The following is a 21,579-nucleotide window of genomic DNA, read 5'->3' as shown; positions in this document are numbered from 1 at the left end:
TTTCCAAGGCGTGCCCGGTCCTGTGCGATCTGCGATTGTGGGAGACCGTCCGCGCGCGCCGCACTGCTCCAGCCCAGAAACAGGGCCGATGTGCATAGGCCTGTGAGGAGGCCACTTCTCCAGTTCGTCGTAAGATGGCGACGCTTAGAGGCAGGAGCCGGGAAGGGAGACGCCATGAAGCAAGAGCCTTGTATCGAGTTGTTGCGAGTGAGTGTCAGTTGCGCAACGTGATGGAAACAATCTCTTTGTGCTATGAAAAATTTGCATTTGTGTCATGCGATTGGGTGGATCGATAAATGACAAGAGCCGCACTCTTCAGAAAAGAGGCGGCTCGGATAGAGTGTACGTAACGAAAAATAAAGAGTATTTAGCCCGTGGAGATGAGGTCGACCTTGGCGTCCACGGCGCGCTGGGCATCTGCAGGTGCGATCTTCACCACCAGACCTCGGTCGCCTGCGTTCACATAGATATGGTCCAGCTTCATGGCCTGCTCGGCAATGACAACCGGAGCCTGTTCCGTCTGACCGAAAGGACTGATGCCGCCCACCTGAAAGCCCGTCATGGCCTGTGCTTCTTCTGGGGCGATCATACGGGCGTTCCGACCGCCAAAAAGCGCCGCCAGCGCCTTGAGGTCGAGTTTGTGGTTGGAAGGGATAATGACGCACACAGGCTGTTTGCGATCGACCTTGACCATCAGGGTCTTGAGCACGGCTTCTGGGTTCTCTCCGATGGCCTGAGCAGCCTGCAGGCCGATCTTTCCTCCGTCCGGTGCGTATTCATAAGCATGCACCGAAAACGGAATACCTTTCCGGGTGAGAAATTCGGTTGCTTTCGTGGTCATGGCGATATCCTTTCGGAGCGCATCCTATGTGCGATGCGTTTTCACACAATACTAAAGCGGCACTGAATGTCATTTCGTTCTGAAATACTGCGCAAGGAACGGGGCGGTGACGCTGTTGGGTGCCTGTGCCACCTCCTCTGGGGTACCCTGCGCCACGATCTGTCCGCCATGGCTTCCCGCGCCGGGGCCGAGATCGATGACCCAGTCTCCCCGCGCCACCAACCGCATGTCATGTTCGGCAACGATCACGGTGTTGCCGTTGTCCACCAGTTCCTGAAGATGGCCCATCAGGCGATCCGCGTCCGAGGGATGCAGCCCGGTTGTGGGTTCGTCGAGTATGTAGAGCGTGTGTCCGCGTCGTTGTTTTTGAAGTTCGGTTGCCAGTTTGATGCGTTGGGCTTCGCCCCCTGAAAGCTCGGTGGCGGATTGGCCGAGTGTGAGGTGGCCGAGACCGCTCCGTTTCAGGGTGGTGAGGCACTGGGCCGGTCCGGTATCGTCGGCGAAAAAATCGCAGGCTTCATCGACGTTCATGTTGAGGATGTCAGAAATGGACTTTCCCCGCCATGTGACTTCGAGAATCTCGGGCTTGTAGCGTGTGCCATGACAGGCAGTGCAGGGCGCGTACACGCTGGGCAGGAACAGAAGCTCCACCATTGTCGATCCGGCGCCCTCGCAGACGGGGCAACGTCCCTTGGGCAGGTTGAAGGAAAAATATCCTGCATCGAGGTGACGTTTTTTCGCCAGATCGGTCGAGGCGTACAGTTTGCGGATGGTGTCGAAAAGTCCTGTATAGGTCGCAAGATTTGAGCGTGGTGTGCGGCCGATGGGTTTCTGGTCAATGACCACCAGACGGCGGATGGATTCCAGTCCTTCGGTCACGTGTCCTTGCGGTTCGGCGGCCGGATCGGCCGCCATCAGGGCTGTTTCCTCTTCCTCCTGTTCCGGAAGGGCCTGCCCGAGAGCGCGCGCCACCACTGTTGTGAGAATCTGGCTGACAAGCGAGGATTTTCCAGAACCGGAGACACCTGTGACGGAGGTGAAGATGCCCAGTGGAAAGGACGCCGACAGACCGTCGATATTGTTCCAGCGCAGATCGCTCAGACGCAGCCAGCCCGATGGGGCGCGGGGGGAGGGGGCTGAAGGTGTGTTGTCGCTTCCAAACACATAGTCCCGTGTGCGGGAGGCCGAAATGTCCTTCAGTCCGTCCAACGGCCCGGAATAGAGCACCTCACCGCCCCGGACACCGGCCTGCGGGCCGACATCCACCACCCATTGAGCGTTGCGGATGATATCGAGATTATGCTCGACCAGAAAAAGCGAATTGCCGGCATCGCGCAGGCTGTGGAGCGCCCGCAGAAGCGCCTGTGTGTCGGCGGGATGCAGCCCGGAAGACGGCTCATCCAGCACATAGACCACGCCGAAGAGATTGGAATAAATCTGTGTGCCCAACCGCAAGCGTTGATATTCGCCGGGAGAAAGGGTCTGCACGGCGCGGTCCATCTGGAGATAGCCCAGACCCAGTTCCTGCAAGACGCCGATACGCGCGATCATGTCGTCCACGATGCGGCGTGCCGCAATGGCCGTGGCTGTCCGGGGAGCAGTCGTGCTGACGGTGTCGGTCAGGGCCCGGGCTATGTCTTCCAGTGGCAGCGCTGTCATGGCCGCGATGTTGCGGCCCCCGAACGTGACCCGTAATGCGTCCGCGTTAAGGCGTTGGCCGTGACATTCCGGGCAGTCCGTTACGGTCATGAACGCCTCGACCCGTCGCCGCATCATCGCACTTTTCGAGTTCGCGAAGGTGTGGAGGATGTAGCGTCGCGCGCCGGTGAAGGTGCCTTGATAGGACGGCTCCAGCCCCTGTGCGATGGCGCGTTTTACCTGCGCGTGGGTGAGGCCGGGATAGACAGGGTAGGTTGGTGTTTCATCCGTGAAGAGAATCCAGTCGCGAGTCTTTTTTGGAAGATCGTGCCACGGACAATCCACATCCACCCCCATGGTGATGAGGATATCGCGCAGGTTCTGTCCCTGCCACGCCGTGGGCCATGAGGCGACGGCGCGTTCGCGGATGGACAGGGTGGGGTCCGGCACCATGCTGGCTTCCGTCACCTCATGGATCCGGCCAAGGCCATGACAGCGCGAGCAGGCGCCCATCGGCGTATTGGGGGAGAAGGATTCGGCTTCCAGCCGTGCCAGACCAGCGGGATAGGTGCCGGCGCGGGAGTAGAGCATCCGCAAAAGGTTCGACAATGTGGTGATGCTGCCCACCGAGGAGCGACCCGAACTGCCGCCGCGTTGTTGCTGGAGGGCGATGGCGGGTGGAAGACCGTCCACAATGTCCACTTCCGGCACGGGCATCTGCTGGAACAGGCGGCGCGCATAGGGCGAGACGGATTCGAGATAGCGCCGCTGGGCCTCGGCATAGAGCGTGCCGAAGGCGAGCGAGGATTTGCCGGAGCCGGACACGCCGGTAAAGACCACCAACTGGTCCCGAGGGACGTCCACCGCCACATCTTTGAGATTGTGCTCCCGTGCTCCGCGCACATGAACGAAGCCATCGTCACGGGTGGCGGCGTCAGATGTCGGCAAATGGTCCATCAGGGACTCCGTAGGGGAAAATCAGAAGAGTTCGGGATCGCGAAAGCGGCGGTTGGCCAGCACGGGAAGAACCTTGCGCGTGGCGCGGATGCGCTCAGGGTCGACTTCAGCAAACAGGAGGTCCGGCTCGCTGCCCGTCCGGGCAACGGCCACGCCAAGTGGATCGACCAGCATGCTGCACCCGATATTGCGCGGCCCGCATTCACCTACGGCCGCCACATAACAGGTGTTTTCCAGAGCGCGGGCGGTGACCATCACCTGCCAGTGCCATTCCTTGCCGGGGCCGCGCACCCAGGCTGCGGGGCAGGTGAGCAAATCTGCGCCGCGCACGGCGAGCGCACGGGCAAGTTCGGGAAAACGCACGTCGTAGCAGGTCATGAGTCCGACGCGCAGATCGCCGATTTCGAGAATGGGTGGGAGTTCGGCTCCGCAAAGATAGGTATCGGACTCTTTCATGTTGAAGGCGTCGTAGAGGTGCAGCTTGCAGTAACAGGCGATGACGCCGGAGGCGTTGATGGCAATCTGGCAGTTATGGGTCATCTGCTGTTCCGCCGGGGTGGCGATGCAGCAGATGACGGTCAGTTCTGTCCCAGCCAGTGCGGCCACCAGCCCCGTCACAAACGGTCCGTCGAGTGGCTGGGCCGTGCGTACGGTGATGTGGGGATCGTTCATGTCGGCGGCGATGATGCTCTCGGGCAGTACGAGCAGCTTGGCCTCTTCCGCCACGCTGCGGCCGATAAGCGCCACGCATTGTTCAAGATTGGTGTTCCAGTCGGGGGCGACAGCAAACTGACCGAGTGCGATTTTCATGAAAGGCTCCCTGATCCCGCGATGGGCATCCTATGGCAGGTCACGCAAGGCGGCCATAGTCAGGATTTTTCCGTGCATGGCCGCTCTGCGTAATGGCAACACATGATGAAAGGCGGCGGTTGCGCCTGTTTTCATGGCTCACATACGCCAGTTGCATGTTGCGTTTTGGCGTCTGTATTCCCTTCTTTCAGAGATACGAGTTCTGAAAAGGAAGAAATCCGATGGCACATGATCGCGCACCGCATGCTTCAAGTTCGCTTCACGATCTGGCCCGCAAGGCGGTTCACACGCCCAAGCTGCTGACCAAGGAAGAGGTTCTTCGTCTGGCCGAGCATGTTCTCAAGGGTGGGGAACATGCGAGCGAAGTGGAACGTGAGGCCGCAAAGAAGGCGACGCACAACCCCGAAGGTGTGACGGCTGAAGAGATCGCTCTTCTGGGCAAGAAAACGGCGGGCGAGGACTGATTTCCCAAGGTCGCCGTGTTTGCAATGAAGGTAAGGAAATAACCGATGTCCGCTTACAAGACCCTGCGTGAGGCGATCGAGAAGAAGAGCGTTGTTGGCTTTACGCTGTCCGGCAAGCCGCAGAGCGGTTCGCCGCATGCGCTCGGCAAGGGTGATGGTATCGAAAAGGTGCTGATGTATCGGGGGGAAGATTCCCATGAGAAAGGCATCCCGCCCACCAGCGAGTGGAGCTGCCTTGCCGTTGCCGATCTGAGCAATGTGTATCTGATCCCCGATGAGCCGTTTCATGTCGGTCATCCGGAGGCCAAGCATCGCGAAGGCATCCGTGAAGTCGATATCGAGATCGCCTGATCGAAAAAAGGGAGCCTGAAGGCTCCCTTTTGTTTTTCTAACCGGGCACTGACAGATCGGTGAGCCGCCGGTGTTCTTCCATGGCGAAGCGATCCGTCATGGAGGCGAGATAGTCCGCCACCACCCGCCGCCGTGCGGTTTCATCGGGTGCGGCACGGGATTGTTCGTTCCAGCCGTCCGGCAGCAGTCCTGGTGATGCGCCAAGCGTGTCGAACAGTTCCGTCACCACCCGCTTTGCCTTGTGCGACATGCGGTTCACCTTCCAGTGACGATAGAGCCGGGCAAACAGGAAGGTGCGGATGCCCTGATTCGCTTCGTGCATGGCGGGGCTGAACGTCACCACGGGACGATCCGCATGACGCACGTCATCGGCGGATTGGGGTGCAAGGGTGGTCAGGTTGAGCGCCGTCTGGCGCAGCACGTCACTGACGAGGCGATGGATCAGCCGCCTCACGGTTTCATGCCGGATGCGCTGCTCAAGGGCGACAGGCGTGGCGGTGTCTGTCAGCGTGGCGGCCAGTGCGCGGGCTTCCCTGAGAGCCTCTCCCGCGACTGGGACATCCACCAGATCGTCCAGCGACAGCAGGCCGGATTTGATGCCGTCATCAAGGTCATGCCCGTGATAGGCGATGTCATCGGCAAGGGCGGCAAGCTGCGCTTCGACGGACGCGAAAGATCCGAGTTCGAGGCAGAAGTGTGTGTCGTGTTCCCGCAACCAGGCGGAAGGATGTGTGACAGGGCCGTTGTGCTTGACCAGTCCTTCCAGCGTCTCCCATGTCAGGTTCAGGCCGTCGAACTGGAGATAACGATGCTCCAGCATGGTGACCTGCCGCAGAGCCTGCGTGTTGTGGTCGAACTCTCCCCACGGTTTCATGGCGGCGGCGAGCGCTTCTTCCCCTGCATGACCGAACGGTGTGTGGCCGAGGTCATGGGCGAGGGCGATGGCTTCGGTGATGTCCTCGTCCACATTGAGGTGGCGGGCCATGGACCGGGCGATCTGCGCCACTTCCAGCGAGTGGGTCAGGCGTGTGCGGAAGAAATCGCCTTCGTGATTGACGAAGACCTGCGTCTTGTATTGCAGGCGGCGAAAGCCGGAGGAGTGGATGACGCGATCCCGATCCCGCTGCCATGGCGAGCGGGTCGTGGCTTCGGGTTCGGCGTGAAAACGCCCGCGCGTAGGGCGGGCATTGACGGCGTAGGGAGCTGGTTTCATGCGGCCCGTCCGGTCTGTTGACGGCGCATTTGACCATGTTCCAGCAGTTGTGGCGAGAGGTGGCGGAGCCGAGGCTCCGCCGTAGTGGATCAGAAGGCCCAGATGGCGTCGGCGTTGAACCACAGCATGTTGCTGGTGCCGTGGGTAACGGTCGGGTTTTCCACGGTGCCGGCTGCGTTGAACGGACGTGTGCCGTTGAGCGACTTGTCGAGGCGGATTTCCGGTCGGAACGTGAACTGACCGAAGCTCACACGCTTGTTGATGAAATCCGGCCGATAGGTCACGCCAACGGTCAGGGCGCCATAGGTCGTGGGAGGCGCACCATAATAGGGGTACGGCTTGTTGCTGGCGGCCTTGGTGAAGGAGGTGAAGCTTGAATATTCGACGATGGTTCCGCCGGTGTTGTCGCGCAGGATTTCACCACGGGCGTTGAAAGTCAGGTTGGGGTTGATGTCGTAGGCGAAGTAGGACGTCACGCCATAGACATCGTCGCGCGTCAGATCGTCGTGCAGATAGGTGCCGTCGATGGTGAAGGTCATCTTGTCGTTGATGTGATAGGTCGCCAGCACATCGACGTTATACTGCATTTTCTGGTTGGCGATCTTGCCAACACCGGCGCTCCACCAGCCATTGGCATAGGACGCGCGGCTGTTGTTTCCCTGCGGTCCGAAGTGGCCGAGGATGTGGAAGTCGAGCTTGCCATCAAGCAGCTTCATGAAGTTGAAGCCGAATGTGCCTTTGGGGCGGCTGTTGTTGCCGGCTTGTCCGAAGCTGGTGGAGTTACCGGCGTCGATGCCCAGCACCCAGTCCACATGCTTATTGAGATGCAGCGTCGTGTAGATACCGATGACCTGGAAGGGCACGATGTAATCGGACGCATAGTTGAAGGTATAGAAGGGACGTGCCAGCGCTGGTGTGCCCTCAGACCCCAGAAGACCGTACATCTGACCGATCTGCACGTCGATGCCACGCTTGAGCAGCCAGGGCATGTGGAAGTCGAGATGCGCCTGTGTTGGAATCCACTGATAAAGTCCCGAAATGGCGCCATCGCCCATACCGATGGTCGGATCGAACCGGCCGTCCGAGCCATACAGGGTCTCGAAGGTGAAGCCGAAACCGTAACCTTTGCCGATATTCGTCACAGGATGGGAAAGCGAGCCCATGATCTGGTTCATGGTGACCGTGTTCGCGCGATCCACATAGAACTGTGCGAAGTTGCGTGCGGATTTGGTCCAGGGGTTGCCGGCGATGCCCGCTTCGACGGTCAGATGCCCCACCAGACCGTCCCAGTAGGACAGGTGCTGGCCGGGTTTTGTGTGAAAGATATTGCCCGGTACGAGCTTGAGGCTTTCCTCGGTTTCCGCGACGTCGTCATCGACGAGCTTGTTGTGGTCCGAGACTTCGTCAGGAGCCGTGGTGGCCGGAGGGGCCGTATTGACGGTGACGTTTGAGGCAGCGGCGGGTGCCGCCGTGGTGGTCTGGGCGCGAACGGCATGAGGCAGCGTGAGGCTTGCCGTCATCAGGGCTGATGACAGGCCGAGAACCTTTCCGCGGGACAATGCGAGCATCGAGGGCTGTCTCCTTGGGCAGTCGGGGATGGGCTGGTCCCGTGTCCCTAGTCGGGGCTGAACTGGTTCATAATCGAAACGGAATCGAAATGAGGCAAGCGGGAAAATTTATTGTGCGTCAGGAAAGTGGCCATCTGCGGCAAAAGTGTCACGCTTGACACATTATGAAATGTCACACTCCCCTCATGGCCATAACGTGAGAGTGGCTCTGAATATTCCGTATCCAGATAAAAATGGCGCGAAACACTGCGCACCATTGGTCCGGTGTTCTGTCCGTGTAAGAGGCGAGATCAACGTCCTTGCGATAGGAGTGAATGTTCGTCCGGCGAATCATCCTTCAGCGCCACACCTGTAACCTGTCGGCTCAGCGCTTCCTTCATCAGCCACGCGAGCTTGTCGGCGGCGGGGGCTGTTTTCAGCCCATGCAGATGAATGTTGGACAGACAGTTGCGCGCCGAATCCGGAGTGCCGACACGTGGAGCGTATGTCAGATAGACGCCCAGACTGTCGGCCACGGACAGACCGGGCCGCTCACCGATCATCATGACGACCATGCGTGCGCCCATGGCTTGCGCAATCTCGTCGCCCAAAGCCACGCGCCCCTGAAGCGCCATGACCAGCGGGGCGATTTTCCAGTGCGGGAGCCGCTTTTTCATTTCCTGATAAAGCGTGACGGCACCCTCGGCGGTCGCGACGGAGGACAGGCCATCGGCAGCGACGAACACTACGTCCCAATCGCCTTTTTTGAGCTCCGCGAGGCTTTCGGGGGCGAGACGGCGTCCGAGATCGGGGCGGCGCAGATAGGTCGGGCGGTCGGGGGCGCGGCTGTGCACCACGAGGCACGGCTCTCCGAGGGCCGCCTTCATCGCGTCCACATCCAGCGCCGTATGTACGGCGTCGCGGGCCTGTGCGTGGGCCGCCTGAAAGGCCAGCACATCGGTGGTGCGCTGGGCATTGCCGCTGCGGCCAAGCCCGATCCGCGCACGGGTGAGGGCACGCAGATCCTGCCATGGGTCGAGGTGAACGATGTCGCCTGTGGTGCGCGACGAGGTGCTGGGGGGCGTGCTGTCGGTCATGGTCAGGCGATCATCTGGCCGAGGAGGGTCTGTCCGGGGGAGACGGGCAGCATCCGCTCGCGGTGCGTGTCATAAAGACCCATCCGCTCCAGCCAGGCCGCGAATTCCGGCGCGGGCTTGAGGCCAAGCAGGTTACGGACGGTCAGGATGTCGTGGAAGGACAGGCTCTGGTAATTGAGCATGATGTCGTCCGCGCCCGGCACACCGATCAGGAAGGTGATGCCCGCAGTGCCGAGCAGCACCATCAGGTTGTCCATGTCGTCCTGATCGGCCTCGGCGTGGTTAGTATAGCAGACGTCGCAGCCCATCGGGACGCCCATCAGCTTGGCGCAGAAATGGTCCTCCAGTCCGGCACGGATGATCTGCTTGCCGTCATAGAGATATTCCGGGCCGATGAAGCCCACGACCGTATTCACCAGAAGCGGATGGAACTCCCGCGCCACGGCGTAGGCGCGGGCTTCCACGGTTTGCTGATCGATCCCGTGATGCGCATCGGCGGAGAGGGCTGCGCCCTGTCCGGTCTCGAAATACATCAGGTCCGTGCCCAGTGTGCCGCGTCCCAGCGACAGGGCGGCCTCGCGCGCTTCCTTGAGAATGGCGAGTGAGACGCCAAACCCTTCATTGGCTTTCTGCGTGCCGGCGATGGACTGGAACACGAGATCGACCGCGCCGCCGCGATTGATGATCTCAATGGTGTTGGTGACATGCGTGAGCACGCAGGTCTGTGTCGGGATGTCGTAACGCTGGCGGGCGTGGTCCAACATGTCCAGCAGGGCCAGTCCGTTGGCCACACTGTCGGTCGCGGGATTGATGCCGACCACGGCATCGCCCATGCCGTAAAGCAGTCCATCCAGTGTGGAGGCGGCAATGCCCTTGAGGTCATCCGTGGGGTGATTGGGCTGGAGGCGGGAGGCGAGGCAGCCTTTCAGGCCGATAGTGTTGCGGAACTTGGTGACCACCGTGATCTTGTGCGCAACGCTCATCAGATCCTGATTGCGCATGAGCTTGCTCGCCGCTGCGGCCATTTCGGGTGTGACGCCCGGTGCAATGGCGCGCAGTGCCTGCGTGTCGGCCTCATGCGAGAGCAACCAGTCACGAAAGCCGCCGACTGTCATATGAGCAATGGGAGCGAAGGCCGCTTTGTCGTGGGTGTCCACGATCAGGCGGGTGACTTCGTCTTCCTCATACGGAACGAGTGCAGTGGCAAGGAACGTGGACAGCGGCAGGTCCGCCAGCGCGTAGCGCGCGGCCACGCGCCGTGCGTCCGAAGTGGCGGCAAGCCCGGCCAGTTCGTCGCCCGAGCGGCGAGAGGACGCGGCCGCAAGCAGCGCCTTGAGATCGGCGAAGGTGTGGCGCTCTCCGCCAAGCGTATGATGAAAGGCCATGGATCGATGCTTCCTCCAGCGGGATGAATGTCCTTTGGCCTGTCTGCGCTGTCAATGCGAAAACGCAACGGTTCATGCGCTGCAAACTGTTCCGTGTGGCGAGATGCCGTTTCATTCGATGGTAAAGAGTTTCATTGCATACTCGCGGCCTGGGACGGAGTTTGCTAAAGCCCGGTCCTGAAGGAAAATTGTACAACACATTAAATGGAAGTCCCTTTACGTATGGTCGATCAGGCAACGATGGAAACGGTGGCGGGTGCTGCTCAGGGCGCCAGTGGTCAGGGCGCCAGTGGCGCGGACAGCGTGAGCGGAGGGACGAATCCGGCCCAACCCACGCTGATTCTGGGCGCTCAGTACGTCCGTTCGGTGTCGTTTCAGGCCATCGATTCCGCGCGGCTGCACACCCGGCCGCCGGTGCGTCCCAACACGCGCATGGCGATCGATGTCACTGCGCGCCAGATTCTGGAGAATCAGCCCGATTTCGAGGTGGATCTCGTCATGCGCTGCGAAGGCATTGGGGAAGAGCCGGTCGAGGGGGGTGACGCACCGCGCTTGTTCGAGACGATCATCACCTATTCCGGCCTTTTCACCCTGCGCAATGTGACGACGGAAAGCTTCGAACCGCTGCTGCTGGTGGAAGCACCGCGTCAGATTTTCCCCGCCGCCCGCAACTATCTGGCCGACATCACGCGGGAGGCCGGGTTCATGCCGGTCATCCTGCCGCAGATCGATTTTCTGGCGCTGTGGCAGTCCCGCCGGGCCGCAGGGCAGGTGGCCCGCTAAATCGGGCCGGAGAGCCTGCGTTGTGCCGGTCTGCATGGCGGGGTAGTCTTTACACAAAATCGGGAACGGACGCCGGTGGTCGTTGCAGGGCAACGCCTCATCGTCCGGATGAGTGCGTCGTGGTGGTGCTGGCAACAGCCCGCTCCTGTGATGGTTGAGAGGTCTGGTGTCTCCGGAATCAATGAAAATCCCTTCATGGGCGCAGTTTGATGCCGGCTGGTATCGTCTCACCTATGGCGGGCGGCTGGGTGAACTGGCCAGCACGTCCTCCGAGGAACTGGAGGCGCATTACCGCGAGACAGGCCAGCGTGAAGGATGGTCGCCCAACCGTTTCTTTGATGAGGAATGGTATCTCGCTGCGCATCCGGATGTCGCCGCCGCCGTGCGTGCGGGCACTTTCGCCAGCGGGTTCGAGCATTACCGAGCGGATGGCTTTCGCTCCCGCTCGCCACACTGGCTTTTCTCCGAAAGTCAGTATCTCGCCCGTTATCCCGATCTGACCCGCTCCGCGCTCGACCGTCTGGGGCTGGTCAACGGTTACGACCATTATCTGAGTGTGGGAGACAGGGAGTTCCGTTCCGGACACCTGTTTTTCGATCCGCACCTTTATTACGCAAAAGCCGTGGTCGCACCTGCGGGTGAGGGTGAGCCTGCGGCCACACGTATTCCCGAGATCGGGCCGTTCGCGGATTTTCTTACCGATCTGAAGCAGGGCACGGATTTGCGTGTCAGTTGGTATTTCGATCCAGAGTGGTATCTGCGCACTTATCCCGATGTGGCGCAGACCCTCGAAGGCGACGCTTTTTCCAGCGCGCTCCATCATTTTCTGACAAACCCGACACCGCGCCAGTATGGTCCGCTGGAATGGTTCGAGGAAGATTACTATCTCGAACTTTATCCCGACATCGAGGACGCGATCACCAGCGGGTTCCTCCGTTCAGGATACGATCATTTTGTGCGCTATGGTGTGTTCGAGCGCCGCAAGCCGCATCCCGATATCGATCTGAACGCTTATTTCTTTTCGGGAACCGTTCGTGCCGATATCGAACGCGGGCTGGTGCGAGATGTGTTCGTTCATTGGCTGTCGCGCCGTCATGTGCGCCCACTGGACGAAGGTGTCGAGCGGCCGCCGCTGGAGCAGTTCGAGACGCTGGCACGCCGTAAGGCGGAAGCGCTTCTGCCGCTCCTGACCCGTCATCCGCTCGATTTCACGCGACAGGGCGCGGCGCGACTGGGTGTCGTGCTGATGGCGCACAACCGGCTGCCCCTGACGTTGGCCGCCCTGTCTGCCCTCCATGCCGCCTGTGGCGAGACGATGCAGGTTGTTGTGGTGGATTGCGGATCGCAAGATGACACGCGGCGCCTGCACCATTTCGTCACGGGTGTGAAGGTGGTTCGGTTGGGGCAGACGGCCACTCGGGCGGAAGCGTTGCAGGCGGCCCTGCCGCATTTGCACGCGCCGGATGTGCTGTGGCTCGGACAGGGCATGACGCTGCGTTATGGCGCGCTGGATGCAGCATTGGCCCAACTGGCGGAAGGCCGTGCGACAGGCGGCGCAGAGCGGGTCGGCCTTGTCACGGGGCGGGTGATGCGTGCGGATGGCCGCCTGTGGGAAGCGGGGGCCATTGCCTGGCGTGACGGTTCTCTTGCGCGCTATATGGAAGGGGCGCGGCTGGAAGCGCCGGAGGTCAGTTTCCGCCGGCAGGTTCCCTGCGGCACGGCGCCTGCCATGCTGATCGATCGGGCGTTGCTGGAGCAGCTTGCCGGATTCGATGAAGCCTTCGGCACTCAGGCCTTCCAGCTTGCGGATCTGTGCCTGCGCGCTGCGGCGCTGGGGCGGCGCACGCTTTATGAACCGTCCCTCATCGTGTCCAACGATGCGCATGAGCCGGTGGATGACGAGCAGGCGCAGGTCGAGTGTCGTCTTTTGCGCCGCCGACATGCCCGGCATCTGGATACGGCCTTGCCGCCGTCTCCTGTCATGGTGTCGCGGGCACGCAGTGTCAGGCCATCGTCCTCTTCGCGACGCATCCTGTTCATTGAAGACCGGATTCCCACGCGCCGTCTTGGTTCCGGCTTTGTACGCTCCAACGACATCGTGCGCACGATGGCGGCGCTCGGTCATGAAGTGACGGTGTTTCCGATCTATTCCTCGACCGATCCGCTGCCGGTTATCCATCGCGATTTCCCTGTTGGGGTCGAGGTGCTGCACGATCGCGGTTTCGAACATCTGGAAGCGTTCCTTCAGGCGCGCAGCGGGATGTATGACGGCGTGTGGATCGGTCGCACGCACAATGTCGGACGTATGCTGCCGGTACTGCTCGCGCAGGCGCAGGCTCTGCCGATCGACGCGCTTGTGCTCGACACCGAAGCGGTTACGGCCCCGCGTGACGCCCTGCGGGCAAAACTGTTCGATCTGCCGTTGACGCGCAGTGTGGCGGACGCTCTGGAAGATGAACTTTCCAGCGCGTGGTTGTGTCAGACCATTGTGGCGGTCAATCCGCTCGACGCGCGCATCCTGCGTGAAGCGGGACACGAGCATGTGGCGGAACTCGGCCATATGTGTCCCTTGCGCCCCACACCGGCAGGGTGGGGAGAGCGCCGGGACATGCTGTTCCTCGGCGCGATTCATGAGGCGAACTCACCCAATCATGACAGTCTGGTGTGGTTCGTGAACAAGGTGCTGCCACTGCTGCGGGACCGCCTGCCCGAAGGCGTGCGGTTCACGGTTGCGGGGTATCTGGGAGCGGGGGTCGATCTCAGCGCACTGGGGCACGATCCGCGGGTGGAACTGGTGGGGCCGGTGAAAGACCCGGCGGCGCTCTATGCGTCTCACCGTATCTTTGTTGCGCCCACACGCTTTGCCGGAGGCATCCCTTTCAAGATTCACGAGGCCGCGTCGCACGGTTTGCCCGTCGTGGCGTCCCAGTTGTTGTGCCGCCAGCTTGGATGGCGGGACGGGATGGAGATCATCTCGGGCGGGGACAATGACCCGCAGGTGTTCGCGGATCGTGTGGTGGCTCTGTATGAAGACCGCGATCTGTGGGACGCGGTGCGCGCCGGTGCGCTGGCGGTTCTGGCCGATGAAAACAGCGAAAAAGCCTATTCCGTCCGTCTGAACGCCATTCTTCAGGATGTTTTTGAGCGCGCACAGGCGGCTCAGAGCTGAAAATAGGACACTCGTTTTCATTTTCCTGCAAAAGCACGCTCCATTCATTTGGCAGCGGGCGTCATTTGCGCCATCATGCGTTTCGGAAAGCGAACGACTTCCTTTCGGTAGCGTAAGGGCGTCGTCGTCGCGTACGAGTGCTGGAGCAGCCGATGCCGGAACTGAAGAACGAGTTTGATTGCGCCGCCACCCTCAAGGAAGGCACATGGTGGATGCCGTTCACGGCCAACCGCCGTGTGCGTGAGCAGGGCATGGCCCGCGTGCTCACATCAGCCAAGGGCGCGTATTACACGGCGGCGGACGGCACGAAGCTGTTCGACACGCTCTCCGGCCTGTGGTGTTCACCGCTCGGCCATGCCGATCCGCGCATCACGGAAGCGCTGCGCAAGCAGGCCGACACGCTGGATTTTGCACCGGGTTTCCAGATTGCGAATCCCGAGACGGTGCGCCTGAGCGAGCGTATCGCCAACATGGCGCCAGCAGGCATGGACCATGTGTTCTTCGCCAACTCCGGCTCGGAAGCCGATGACACGGCACTGAAAATTGCGATCGGTTATCACCGCCTGCGGGGCGAGGGGGCGCGGTTCCGCCTGATCGGACGCGAGCGCGGCTATCACGGTGTCGGGTTGGGCGGCATGTCTGTGGGCGGCATTGTGCCCAACCGCAAGATGTTCGCCACCATCATGGTGCCGGGCGTCGATCACATCCGTCACCCATATGACCATTCCAAGGTGGCGTTCTCCAAAGGCCAGCCCGAGTGGGGCGCTGAAATGGCGGAGGATCTGGAGCGGCTGGTCGCGCTGCATGACGCCTCCACCATTGCCGCCATCATGGTGGAGCCGGTGCAGGGCTCGACCGGCGTTCTGGTGCCACCCGTGGGCTATCTCGAACGCCTGCGCGAGATCTGCACGAAACACGGCATCCTGCTGATCTTCGATGAGGTCATCACGGGTTTTGGGCGCATGGGTGAGAACTTCGCGTCCCAGAGGTTCAACGTGAAGCCGGACATGATCACCTTCGCCAAGGCTGTCACCAACGGCATCGTACCAATGGGCGGTGTGATCGTGTCGTCGGACATCTACAACACCTTCATGACCGGCCCGGAAAACGCCATCGAGTTTGCGCATGGCTACACCTATTCCGGCCATCCGCTGGCGGCGGCGGTTGCGCATACCGTGCTCGACATCATGGAAGAAGAGAATCTTGTCTCCCGTGCCCGGGCGTTGGAGCCGGTTCTGGAAGAGGCGGTTCACAGCCTTCGTGATGTGCCGATTGTCTATGACATCCGCAACATCGGTCTCACGGCGGGCATCGATCTGAAACCCGCCGCAGGCAAGCCGGGCGCGCGCGGGCTGGCGATGTTCGAACGCGGCCTGAAGGAAGGGCTGTTGCTGCGCTGCACGGGCGACACCATTTCCTTCGGTCCTCCGTTCATCTCCACGCCGGAGCAGTTGCGCGACATGGTGGCCACCGTGCGCAAACTCATCATCGAACTCGACTGAGTTCGGTTCGTTCCTTATTCTGAGAGGAGAATTTCATGCCACTTCTGCATTTCCATATCTACGAAGGTCGCAACGAAGAGCAGATCAAGAAACTGCTCGACACCGCGCATGAGGCCATGCTGGAGGCTTTTCAGGTGCCACGTGGCGACCGCTACCAGATCGTGACGGAGCACAAGCCTTCGCACATGATCCTTGAGGACACCGGGCTTGGTATTCCGCGCACCAAGGACATGGTGCTGCTTCAGGTGTTCAGCCGTCCGCGTGGCGATGGTGGTTTCGCGCTGTTCTACCGCCTGCTGACCGAGCGACTGGAGGCCGAGTGCGGCATCAAGTCTTCGGATGTCATGATCTCGGTTGTTGAGAACAAGGACGCGCACTGGTCCTTCGGGCTTGGGCGCGCGCAGTTCCTCACAGGTGAACTGCCGCTGCGCAAGTAAGGGCGGTTTTTCCGGGCAATGCGCGGGACTTTTCCGTCCCGCGCATTGCCTCCCGCGTCGCCCTGTCGCACAAAAGCGTCCAACAGGAACGCCATGTGTGAGGCAGGAGCGCGCACCATCATGTCAGCCGACACGATCCAGACCGACGTCGTTATCATCGGCGCAGGCCCGACCGGCCTGTTTGCCGCCTTCCAGTGCGGAATGCTCAAGCTGCGCTGCGTGCTTGTCGATGCACTCGACGAGATTGGCGGTCAGTGTGCGGCGCTTTATCCCGAAAAACCCATCTATGACATTCCCGCCTGCCCCGCGATCGAGGGCGGCCAACTGATCGAGCAGCTTGACGCGCAGATCCGTCCGTTCGATGTGCCGCGCCTGCTGGGCCGTCGTGTGACCACCCTGAGCGGTCATCGCGGGGATTTCACGCTCGGCACCGACAAGGGCGACACGCTCAAGGCGCGGGCCGTGATCCTTGCCGTGGGCGCGGGGGCGTTCGGCCCCAATCGCCCGCCATTGGACGATCTGGCGGCGTATGAGGCTACGGGTGGCGTGCAGTATTACGTCCGTCGTCGCGCGGATTTTACGGACAAGGCGCTTGTGATTGCAGGCGGTGGCGATTCCGCGCTGGACTGGGCGCTTTCCCTGCGAGATGTCGCGAAAAAGATCTATCTCGTGCACCGCCGCGACAAGTTCCGCGCTGCCCCCGAAAGCCTCAGCCAGTTGGAGGAAGCCGTGGCGCGCGGCGAGATCGAGAAAATCGTGCCCTATCAGCTCAAAGCGCTGCATGGGGAGGGCGGGCAGCTTTCCGGCGTCGAAGTGGCCACGCTGGCGGGCGAGAGCCGTGTGCTGGAAGCGGATCACCTGCTTGCCTTCTTCGGACTGGCGACCGATCTTGGCCCGCTGGCGCAGTGGGGCATGGACCAGATCCGTTCCACCGTGCCGGTCACGCCCTCGACCTGCGAAACTTCGCTGCCCGGCGTGTTCGCCATTGGTGATGTCGCGACCTATCCGGGCAAGCTCAAGCTGATTCTGCAAGGCTTCAGCGAAGCCGCGATGGCCGCGCACGCGATCTATCCCATCGTGAATCCGGAGCAGGCGCTGCACTTTGAATATTCCACGAGTCAGGGTGTTCCGAGTTCGAAATGAAATGGGCCTGACAGACGAAACTTCCGCTGTTATGAGGAAAGAAAGGTAAACGGCACCGAAGGACGAGCGGATAATGGGCGTGAATGCACAGGCAGCCGGAGGCATCCTGACCATCGACCTCGGGGCGGTTGCCGAGAATTACCGCACGCTTGCGGGGATGATGGCCGAGAGTGCCACAGTCGAGCATCCCGCGCCGCTTTGCGCCGCTGCGGTCAAAGCCGATGCCTATGGTCTTGGGGTCGAGCATGTCGGGCCGGTGCTGGAAAAAGCCGGGTGCCGTCATTTCTTTGTGGCGCATCTGTCGGAAGGCGTGGCGCTTCGTCCGTATCTTAGCCCGGAGATGAACATCTTCGTGCTGCACGGGCCGCCACCGGGAACGGCGGCCGAGTTTCTGGCGCATGACCTGATCCCGGTCCTCAACAGCATGGAGCAGGTGGCGCAGTGGCAGGCACTGGCCCGCCGTCAGGAGCGGACTCTGCCCGCCGTGCTGCAAGTGGATTCCGGTATGGCCCGCTTCGGCTTCACCGCGCAGGAGGTGGACCGTCTGGCCCGTGACGCCACGCTGCTGGAGGGCATCCGCACCGTGCTGGTGATGAGCCATCTGGCCTGCGCCGATACGCCGGAGAATCCGGCCAACCGCCACCAGCTTGAAACCTTCCGCGCGCTGGCCGCGAAACTTCCCGCTGCGCCGCGCAGTCTGGCAGCGTCCTCCGGTCTTTTTCTCGGCCCCGACTGGCGTTTCGACCTTGGACGACCGGGGGCAGCGCTCTATGGCGTCAACCCGACGCCGGGCGGCCCGAACCCCATGCAAGATGTGATCCGCTTGCAGGCCAATGTCATCCAGACGCGCGATGTGCCGGTGGGGCAGGCGGTGGGCTATGGCGGGATGTTTGTGGCAAAGCGCCCGACCCGCGTGGCGTTGCTGGGTGTGGGCTATGGCGACGGCTTCCTCCGCAGCGCCTCGGGACGCGGCACGGCGATTCTGCCGTTACGTCCCGAGGTGAAGCTGCCGCTGATCGGGCGCGTGTCGATGGACTCGCTGGCTGTGGATGTGACGGATCTTGGCGAGATGCCGCTGGCGGCGGGGGAGGCGTTTGATCTGATCGGGCCGCATAACCCGTTGGAGATGGCGGCGGAAGCGGCGGGGACGATTGGGTATGAGTTGTTGGTGGATTTGGGGGGGCGGTATTTGAGGGAGTGGAGGTAGGGTTGGGTGTCCGCAAAGGGGGGCGATAGAGGAAGGTCGGCTGCCAGCTGATTGTGGACGGAAGCAGGCAGCCGCGATCCATTATGGCTGTTACGGATCTCCGGAAATCCGCATTGGAGCATCCGTTTGTTGTATCATTTTTTCGATCATTTCCCAGCAGATCAGGAAATGACGACGCCGTTCCCCGGCATCTCTCAAGGGATCCAGTCCGACAAGAGCCTGATGCATGGGCCAGTGCAGAACAAATCCCGGAAGACAACGGGATATCACCTCAAGACGCGCATGGTTCTGCTCGGTGTCAGGCCATCCCAGTGTCCGCCTAAGCAACACCTCTATCCGCTCATAAAACGGCTGCATGATCTCCGTGGAAAGGCTGTCCGCGACAGACGGCATACGCCGCGCGTCCGTGATAAGAATGCGATAGGCCTCAAGAGTCTCCGGCTCCAGACAGAAGTCGAGAAACTGAGCGAAGAGTTCCTTCAGGGCCGTCAGGGGCTCCTGGGGAGAAAATTCCGCGTCCCGCGCCACTTCGAACAATCGGCTGCACCGGTTATGTACCACAGCCTTGAACAGATCTTCTTTTGAAGGATATCTGCGATAGATGGTCGGCTTACTGCAACCAACCGTCCTGGCAATCATATCTACTGACGTGGCGGCGTAACCGTCGGTCAGGAAAGCTTTTGTCGCTGCTTCCATGATGTTGCGGTCGAGTTCTTCGCCTGCATCCGCAGAGGGACGTCCGCCCGGTCCACGAGCAACACTTTTCACAGACAATCAGCTTTCCTTCCATGCTCCTTCATCTGAAGCTTTCATCTTTTACTATTCGTCCGTCATGATGTCATTTGTTGACAGGCGAAGCCAGAGATCTCCGCAGCAATGCGAAGAGAGAAAGCGCCGACGCGCCTGCTATCGGATGTGCGGGACGATTACCTGGCTTTGTGGCGCCGGAAGTGGATCAGGGCCGACGCGGCAATAACGCCGGCGATCGTCAGGTAAAAACGCAGATGCGAGGTACGTCGTGCGTGTTCATGAGAATCCAGCTGCGACTGAAGTGCGCTGATCTGCTCCTCCAAGCGTCGTTCCACACGATCCGAATGACGTGAGAATACATGTTCTGCATGATCCCGCACCTTTTGCGAGGTGTCATGCAGTTTCTGCTCCAGATTCAGTTCAGCGGCCATGGTGCTTTCTCCAATGTCTGGCACGTCAATACAGAAAACGATACTACATGGTATCTTTCAGGTTTTTATCCACAGGTCAACGCATTATAATGCGTGGAATACGTCATCTATCATGATTCACGTTGCGTTACGATGCGGTGTCGTTTAGTTATAAGATCGACATCAGGCATGGAGTGATACGTCAGAAGAGCATCCTTTTGGTGGCAGCAGGCGACGCAGAACAGATCCTTTTTCTCACAGAAAAGGCTGCTTTGAGTCAGCAATGCCCGATGGGCGGATGACAGGACTTTCCGATGGTTACTCCAGATGCCCGGACGTTGTCAGACCTTGCCCGACATCGTTTTGGGCAGCGTCTGTCCAATCACTGAGCACAGACGGCAAAGAGGCCGTAAAGGATGTGACATGGTGTATTACAGCAGCGGAAATTACGAAGCGTTTGCCCGCCCTCGCAAGCCAGAAGGAGTAGATAACAAGACGGCATGGATTGTCGGCGGTGGTCTCGCCGGACTTTCAGCCGCCGTCTTCCTGATCCGTGACGGTCATATGAAAGGGAGCAGGATCACCCTTCTTGAGCGGTCGTCTGTTTCCGGCGGCGCAATGGACGGTGCGGATGTGCCCGAAAAAGGGTGGGTCATTCGCGGAAACCGCGAGATGGATGATCATTTCGAGTGTCTTTGGGATATGTTCCGCTCCATACCGTCCCTTGAGATCCCTGACGCCAGTGTTCTTGATGAAATGTTCTGGGTGAACAAGGATGATCCTAATTTCTTTCTTCAGCGTGCAACCATAAACTGCGGCCAGGACGCGCACACCGATGGAAAATTCGGTCTGTGCGACAAGGCACAGAAAGAACTGATGACGATGTTCCTTGCAACCCGCAAGGAGATGGAAAACAAGCGTATCAATGAGGTTTTTACGCAGGAATTCTTCAAGACCAATTTCTGGATGTACTGGCGCACGATGTTCGCCTTTGAAGAATGGCATTCAGCGCTTGAGATGAAGCTGTATCTTCATCGCTTTGTCCATCATATCGATGGCTTCCCCGACATGAGTGCCCTGAAGTTTACGCGCTACAACCAGTATGAATCCATGATTCTGCCCATGGTCAGCTGGCTTAAAGACCATGGGGTCGTCTTCCGCTACGGTGTGGAGGTCACGGACGTTGATTTTGATATCCAGCCGACACGCAAGCAGGCGACGCGGATCAACTGGAAAGAACACGGTACCGCTGGCGGTGTGGACCTGGGGCCGGATGATCTGGTTTTCATGACCATCGGTTCTCTGGTCGATAATTCTGACGAAGGGGATCATCATACGGCGGCGAAGCTCAATGAGGGTCCTGCTCCCGCCTGGGATCTGTGGCGTCGCATTGCCGCAAAGGATCCGTCCTTTGGTCATCCTGATGTCTTCGGATCCAATATTGCCCAGACCAAGTGGGAATCCGCGACAGTTACCACACTCGACAAACGCATTCCTGAATACATTCAGAAAATTACCAAGCGCGATCCATTCAGTGGAAAGGTCGTATCGGGCGGCATCGTCACAGTGAAGGATTCAAGCTGGCTGATGAGCTGGCTTGTTGAACGGCAGCCTCACTTCAAAAAACAGCCCAAAGATCAGGTTGTCGCGTGGATTTATTCGCTTTTCGTGGACAGGCCCGGAGATTTCATCAAAAAGCCGATGCAGGATTGTACCGGTGAAGAGATCACGCAGGAATGGCTGTATCACATGGGTGTTCCTGTTGACGCGGAAATCTCACAGAAGGGTTGTACATCGGGTTAGATTATGAAAAAGTCTGTTTTGTAGAAAAGAAATTTCCATAATCATCAAGAAAACCCGATGCAGACAGAGTGT

General features: G+C 60.2%; 18 protein-coding genes. 9 read left to right on the top strand and 9 right to left on the bottom strand.

The annotated features are described in order from the left end of the window. Nucleotides 1–367: 367 nt before the first annotated feature. The 3 genes from ybaK to GOB87_RS13755 all read right to left on the bottom strand — a co-directional run bounded on the left by ybaK (nucleotide 368) and on the right by GOB87_RS13755 (nucleotide 4,246). Nucleotides 368–841, bottom strand: a complete 474-nt coding sequence (gene ybaK / locus GOB87_RS13765; protein ID WP_194303364.1) for a Cys-tRNA(Pro) deacylase — start codon at nucleotides 839–841, stop codon at nucleotides 368–370. A 69-nt stretch (nucleotides 842–910) separates the two neighbouring features. Further along, nucleotides 911–3,436 carry an excinuclease ABC subunit UvrA gene (locus tag GOB87_RS13760; RefSeq protein WP_166317973.1) on the bottom strand — a complete coding sequence of 842 codons (2,526 nt, stop codon included), beginning with the start codon at nucleotides 3,434–3,436 and terminating at the stop codon, nucleotides 911–913. A gap of 21 nt (nucleotides 3,437–3,457) precedes the next feature. Further along, the gene (locus tag GOB87_RS13755) at nucleotides 3,458–4,246 is read right to left on the bottom strand and encodes a deaminated glutathione amidase (protein WP_166317970.1); all 789 of its coding nucleotides are present in this window, start codon (nucleotides 4,244–4,246) and stop codon (nucleotides 3,458–3,460) included. Nucleotides 4,247–4,467: 221 nt separating this feature from the next. Between GOB87_RS13755 and GOB87_RS13750 the strand changes: the two genes are divergently transcribed. Both GOB87_RS13750 and GOB87_RS13745 read left to right on the top strand, forming a co-directional pair. Continuing rightward, complete coding sequence (locus GOB87_RS13750) at nucleotides 4,468–4,710, top strand: hypothetical protein (RefSeq protein WP_166317967.1); 243 nt, start codon at nucleotides 4,468–4,470, stop codon at nucleotides 4,708–4,710. Nucleotides 4,711–4,755: 45 nt separating this feature from the next. Next, a complete protein-coding gene (locus GOB87_RS13745) occupies nucleotides 4,756–5,061 on the top strand; it encodes a hypothetical protein (protein ID WP_166317964.1) in 306 nt (101 codons plus the stop codon). Between the two features lie 37 nt (nucleotides 5,062–5,098). Here the strand turns inward: GOB87_RS13745 and GOB87_RS13740 are convergent, their stop codons facing one another. The 4 genes from GOB87_RS13740 to GOB87_RS13725 all read right to left on the bottom strand — a co-directional run bounded on the left by GOB87_RS13740 (nucleotide 5,099) and on the right by GOB87_RS13725 (nucleotide 10,303). Beyond that, nucleotides 5,099–6,274 carry a deoxyguanosinetriphosphate triphosphohydrolase gene (locus tag GOB87_RS13740; protein ID WP_166317961.1) on the bottom strand — a complete coding sequence of 392 codons (1,176 nt, stop codon included), beginning with the start codon at nucleotides 6,272–6,274 and terminating at the stop codon, nucleotides 5,099–5,101. An 89-nt stretch (nucleotides 6,275–6,363) separates the two neighbouring features. Further along, on the bottom strand, nucleotides 6,364–7,794 hold the full coding sequence (locus GOB87_RS13735; protein WP_373320715.1) for an outer membrane beta-barrel protein: 1,431 nt from the start codon (nucleotides 7,792–7,794) through the stop codon (nucleotides 6,364–6,366). Between the two features lie 338 nt (nucleotides 7,795–8,132). Then, complete coding sequence (eutC, locus tag GOB87_RS13730) at nucleotides 8,133–8,918, bottom strand: ethanolamine ammonia-lyase subunit EutC (protein WP_166317955.1); 786 nt, start codon at nucleotides 8,916–8,918, stop codon at nucleotides 8,133–8,135. A gap of 2 nt (nucleotides 8,919–8,920) precedes the next feature. Continuing rightward, the gene (locus tag GOB87_RS13725; protein ID WP_166317952.1) at nucleotides 8,921–10,303 is read right to left on the bottom strand and encodes an ethanolamine ammonia-lyase subunit EutB; all 1,383 of its coding nucleotides are present in this window, start codon (nucleotides 10,301–10,303) and stop codon (nucleotides 8,921–8,923) included. Nucleotides 10,304–10,525: 222 nt separating this feature from the next. Between GOB87_RS13725 and GOB87_RS13720 the strand changes: the two genes are divergently transcribed. The 6 genes from GOB87_RS13720 (at nucleotide 10,526) to alr (ending at nucleotide 18,544) form a co-directional block, all read left to right on the top strand. After that, on the top strand, nucleotides 10,526–11,086 hold the full coding sequence (locus GOB87_RS13720; RefSeq protein WP_166317949.1) for a protein-export chaperone SecB: 561 nt from the start codon (nucleotides 10,526–10,528) through the stop codon (nucleotides 11,084–11,086). Between the two features lie 181 nt (nucleotides 11,087–11,267). Next, nucleotides 11,268–14,255 carry a glycosyltransferase gene (locus GOB87_RS13715; RefSeq protein WP_166317946.1) on the top strand — a complete coding sequence of 996 codons (2,988 nt, stop codon included), beginning with the start codon at nucleotides 11,268–11,270 and terminating at the stop codon, nucleotides 14,253–14,255. Between the two features lie 152 nt (nucleotides 14,256–14,407). After that, on the top strand, nucleotides 14,408–15,757 hold the full coding sequence (locus tag GOB87_RS13710; protein WP_166317943.1) for an aspartate aminotransferase family protein: 1,350 nt from the start codon (nucleotides 14,408–14,410) through the stop codon (nucleotides 15,755–15,757). A 35-nt stretch (nucleotides 15,758–15,792) separates the two neighbouring features. Next, nucleotides 15,793–16,194: a tautomerase family protein gene (locus tag GOB87_RS13705; protein ID WP_166317940.1), complete on the top strand. Its 402-nt coding sequence runs from the start codon at nucleotides 15,793–15,795 to the stop codon at nucleotides 16,192–16,194. A gap of 120 nt (nucleotides 16,195–16,314) precedes the next feature. Next, nucleotides 16,315–17,337, top strand: a complete 1,023-nt coding sequence (locus tag GOB87_RS13700; RefSeq protein WP_166317937.1) for an NAD(P)/FAD-dependent oxidoreductase — start codon at nucleotides 16,315–16,317, stop codon at nucleotides 17,335–17,337. 73 nt (nucleotides 17,338–17,410) lie between these two features. Beyond that, on the top strand, nucleotides 17,411–18,544 hold the full coding sequence (gene alr, locus GOB87_RS13695) for an alanine racemase (RefSeq protein WP_166317934.1): 1,134 nt from the start codon (nucleotides 17,411–17,413) through the stop codon (nucleotides 18,542–18,544). Between the two features lie 90 nt (nucleotides 18,545–18,634). Here the strand turns inward: alr and GOB87_RS13690 are convergent, their stop codons facing one another. Both GOB87_RS13690 and GOB87_RS13685 read right to left on the bottom strand, forming a co-directional pair. Continuing rightward, nucleotides 18,635–19,312, bottom strand: a complete 678-nt coding sequence (locus GOB87_RS13690; RefSeq protein ID WP_264806047.1) for a TetR/AcrR family transcriptional regulator — start codon at nucleotides 19,310–19,312, stop codon at nucleotides 18,635–18,637. Between the two features lie 158 nt (nucleotides 19,313–19,470). Then, the gene (locus GOB87_RS13685; protein WP_166317931.1) at nucleotides 19,471–19,725 is read right to left on the bottom strand and encodes a hypothetical protein; all 255 of its coding nucleotides are present in this window, start codon (nucleotides 19,723–19,725) and stop codon (nucleotides 19,471–19,473) included. 306 nt (nucleotides 19,726–20,031) lie between these two features. On the opposite strand from GOB87_RS13685, the gene GOB87_RS13680 reads away from it, so the two are divergent. After that, entirely contained in the window at nucleotides 20,032–21,507 is a 1,476-nt protein-coding gene (locus GOB87_RS13680) for an oleate hydratase (protein WP_306415895.1), read from the top strand. Nucleotides 21,508–21,579 lie beyond the last annotated feature (72 nt).

This window comes from Acetobacter estunensis (assembly GCF_011516945.1).
In the GTDB taxonomy this organism is placed as follows: domain Bacteria; phylum Pseudomonadota; class Alphaproteobacteria; order Acetobacterales; family Acetobacteraceae; genus Acetobacter; species Acetobacter estunensis.
This window is presented reverse-complemented; position numbering and strand designations above follow the sequence as displayed.

What these genes read in the sequence shown, in the direction of transcription:
- ybaK (WP_194303364.1), bottom strand. Translation starts at nt 841, where the DNA reads ATGACCACGAAAGCAACCGAATTTCTCACCCGGAAAGGTATTCCGTTT.
- GOB87_RS13760 (WP_166317973.1), bottom strand. Translation starts at nt 3,436, where the DNA reads ATGGACCATTTGCCGACATCTGACGCCGCCACCCGTGACGATGGCTTC.
- GOB87_RS13755 (WP_166317970.1), bottom strand. Translation starts at nt 4,246, where the DNA reads ATGAAAATCGCACTCGGTCAGTTTGCTGTCGCCCCCGACTGGAACACC.
- GOB87_RS13750 (WP_166317967.1), top strand. Translation starts at nt 4,468, where the DNA reads ATGGCACATGATCGCGCACCGCATGCTTCAAGTTCGCTTCACGATCTG.
- GOB87_RS13745 (WP_166317964.1), top strand. Translation starts at nt 4,756, where the DNA reads ATGTCCGCTTACAAGACCCTGCGTGAGGCGATCGAGAAGAAGAGCGTT.
- GOB87_RS13740 (WP_166317961.1), bottom strand. Translation starts at nt 6,274, where the DNA reads ATGAAACCAGCTCCCTACGCCGTCAATGCCCGCCCTACGCGCGGGCGT.
- GOB87_RS13735 (WP_373320715.1), bottom strand. Translation starts at nt 7,794, where the DNA reads ATGACGGCAAGCCTCACGCTGCCTCATGCCGTTCGCGCCCAGACCACC.
- eutC (WP_166317955.1), bottom strand. Translation starts at nt 8,918, where the DNA reads ATGACCGACAGCACGCCCCCCAGCACCTCGTCGCGCACCACAGGCGAC.
- GOB87_RS13725 (WP_166317952.1), bottom strand. Translation starts at nt 10,303, where the DNA reads ATGGCCTTTCATCATACGCTTGGCGGAGAGCGCCACACCTTCGCCGAT.
- GOB87_RS13720 (WP_166317949.1), top strand. Translation starts at nt 10,526, where the DNA reads ATGGTCGATCAGGCAACGATGGAAACGGTGGCGGGTGCTGCTCAGGGC.
- GOB87_RS13715 (WP_166317946.1), top strand. Translation starts at nt 11,268, where the DNA reads ATGAAAATCCCTTCATGGGCGCAGTTTGATGCCGGCTGGTATCGTCTC.
- GOB87_RS13710 (WP_166317943.1), top strand. Translation starts at nt 14,408, where the DNA reads ATGCCGGAACTGAAGAACGAGTTTGATTGCGCCGCCACCCTCAAGGAA.
- GOB87_RS13705 (WP_166317940.1), top strand. Translation starts at nt 15,793, where the DNA reads ATGCCACTTCTGCATTTCCATATCTACGAAGGTCGCAACGAAGAGCAG.
- GOB87_RS13700 (WP_166317937.1), top strand. Translation starts at nt 16,315, where the DNA reads ATGTCAGCCGACACGATCCAGACCGACGTCGTTATCATCGGCGCAGGC.
- alr (WP_166317934.1), top strand. Translation starts at nt 17,411, where the DNA reads ATGGGCGTGAATGCACAGGCAGCCGGAGGCATCCTGACCATCGACCTC.
- GOB87_RS13685 (WP_166317931.1), bottom strand. Translation starts at nt 19,725, where the DNA reads ATGGCCGCTGAACTGAATCTGGAGCAGAAACTGCATGACACCTCGCAA.
- GOB87_RS13680 (WP_306415895.1), top strand. Translation starts at nt 20,032, where the DNA reads ATGCCCGGACGTTGTCAGACCTTGCCCGACATCGTTTTGGGCAGCGTC.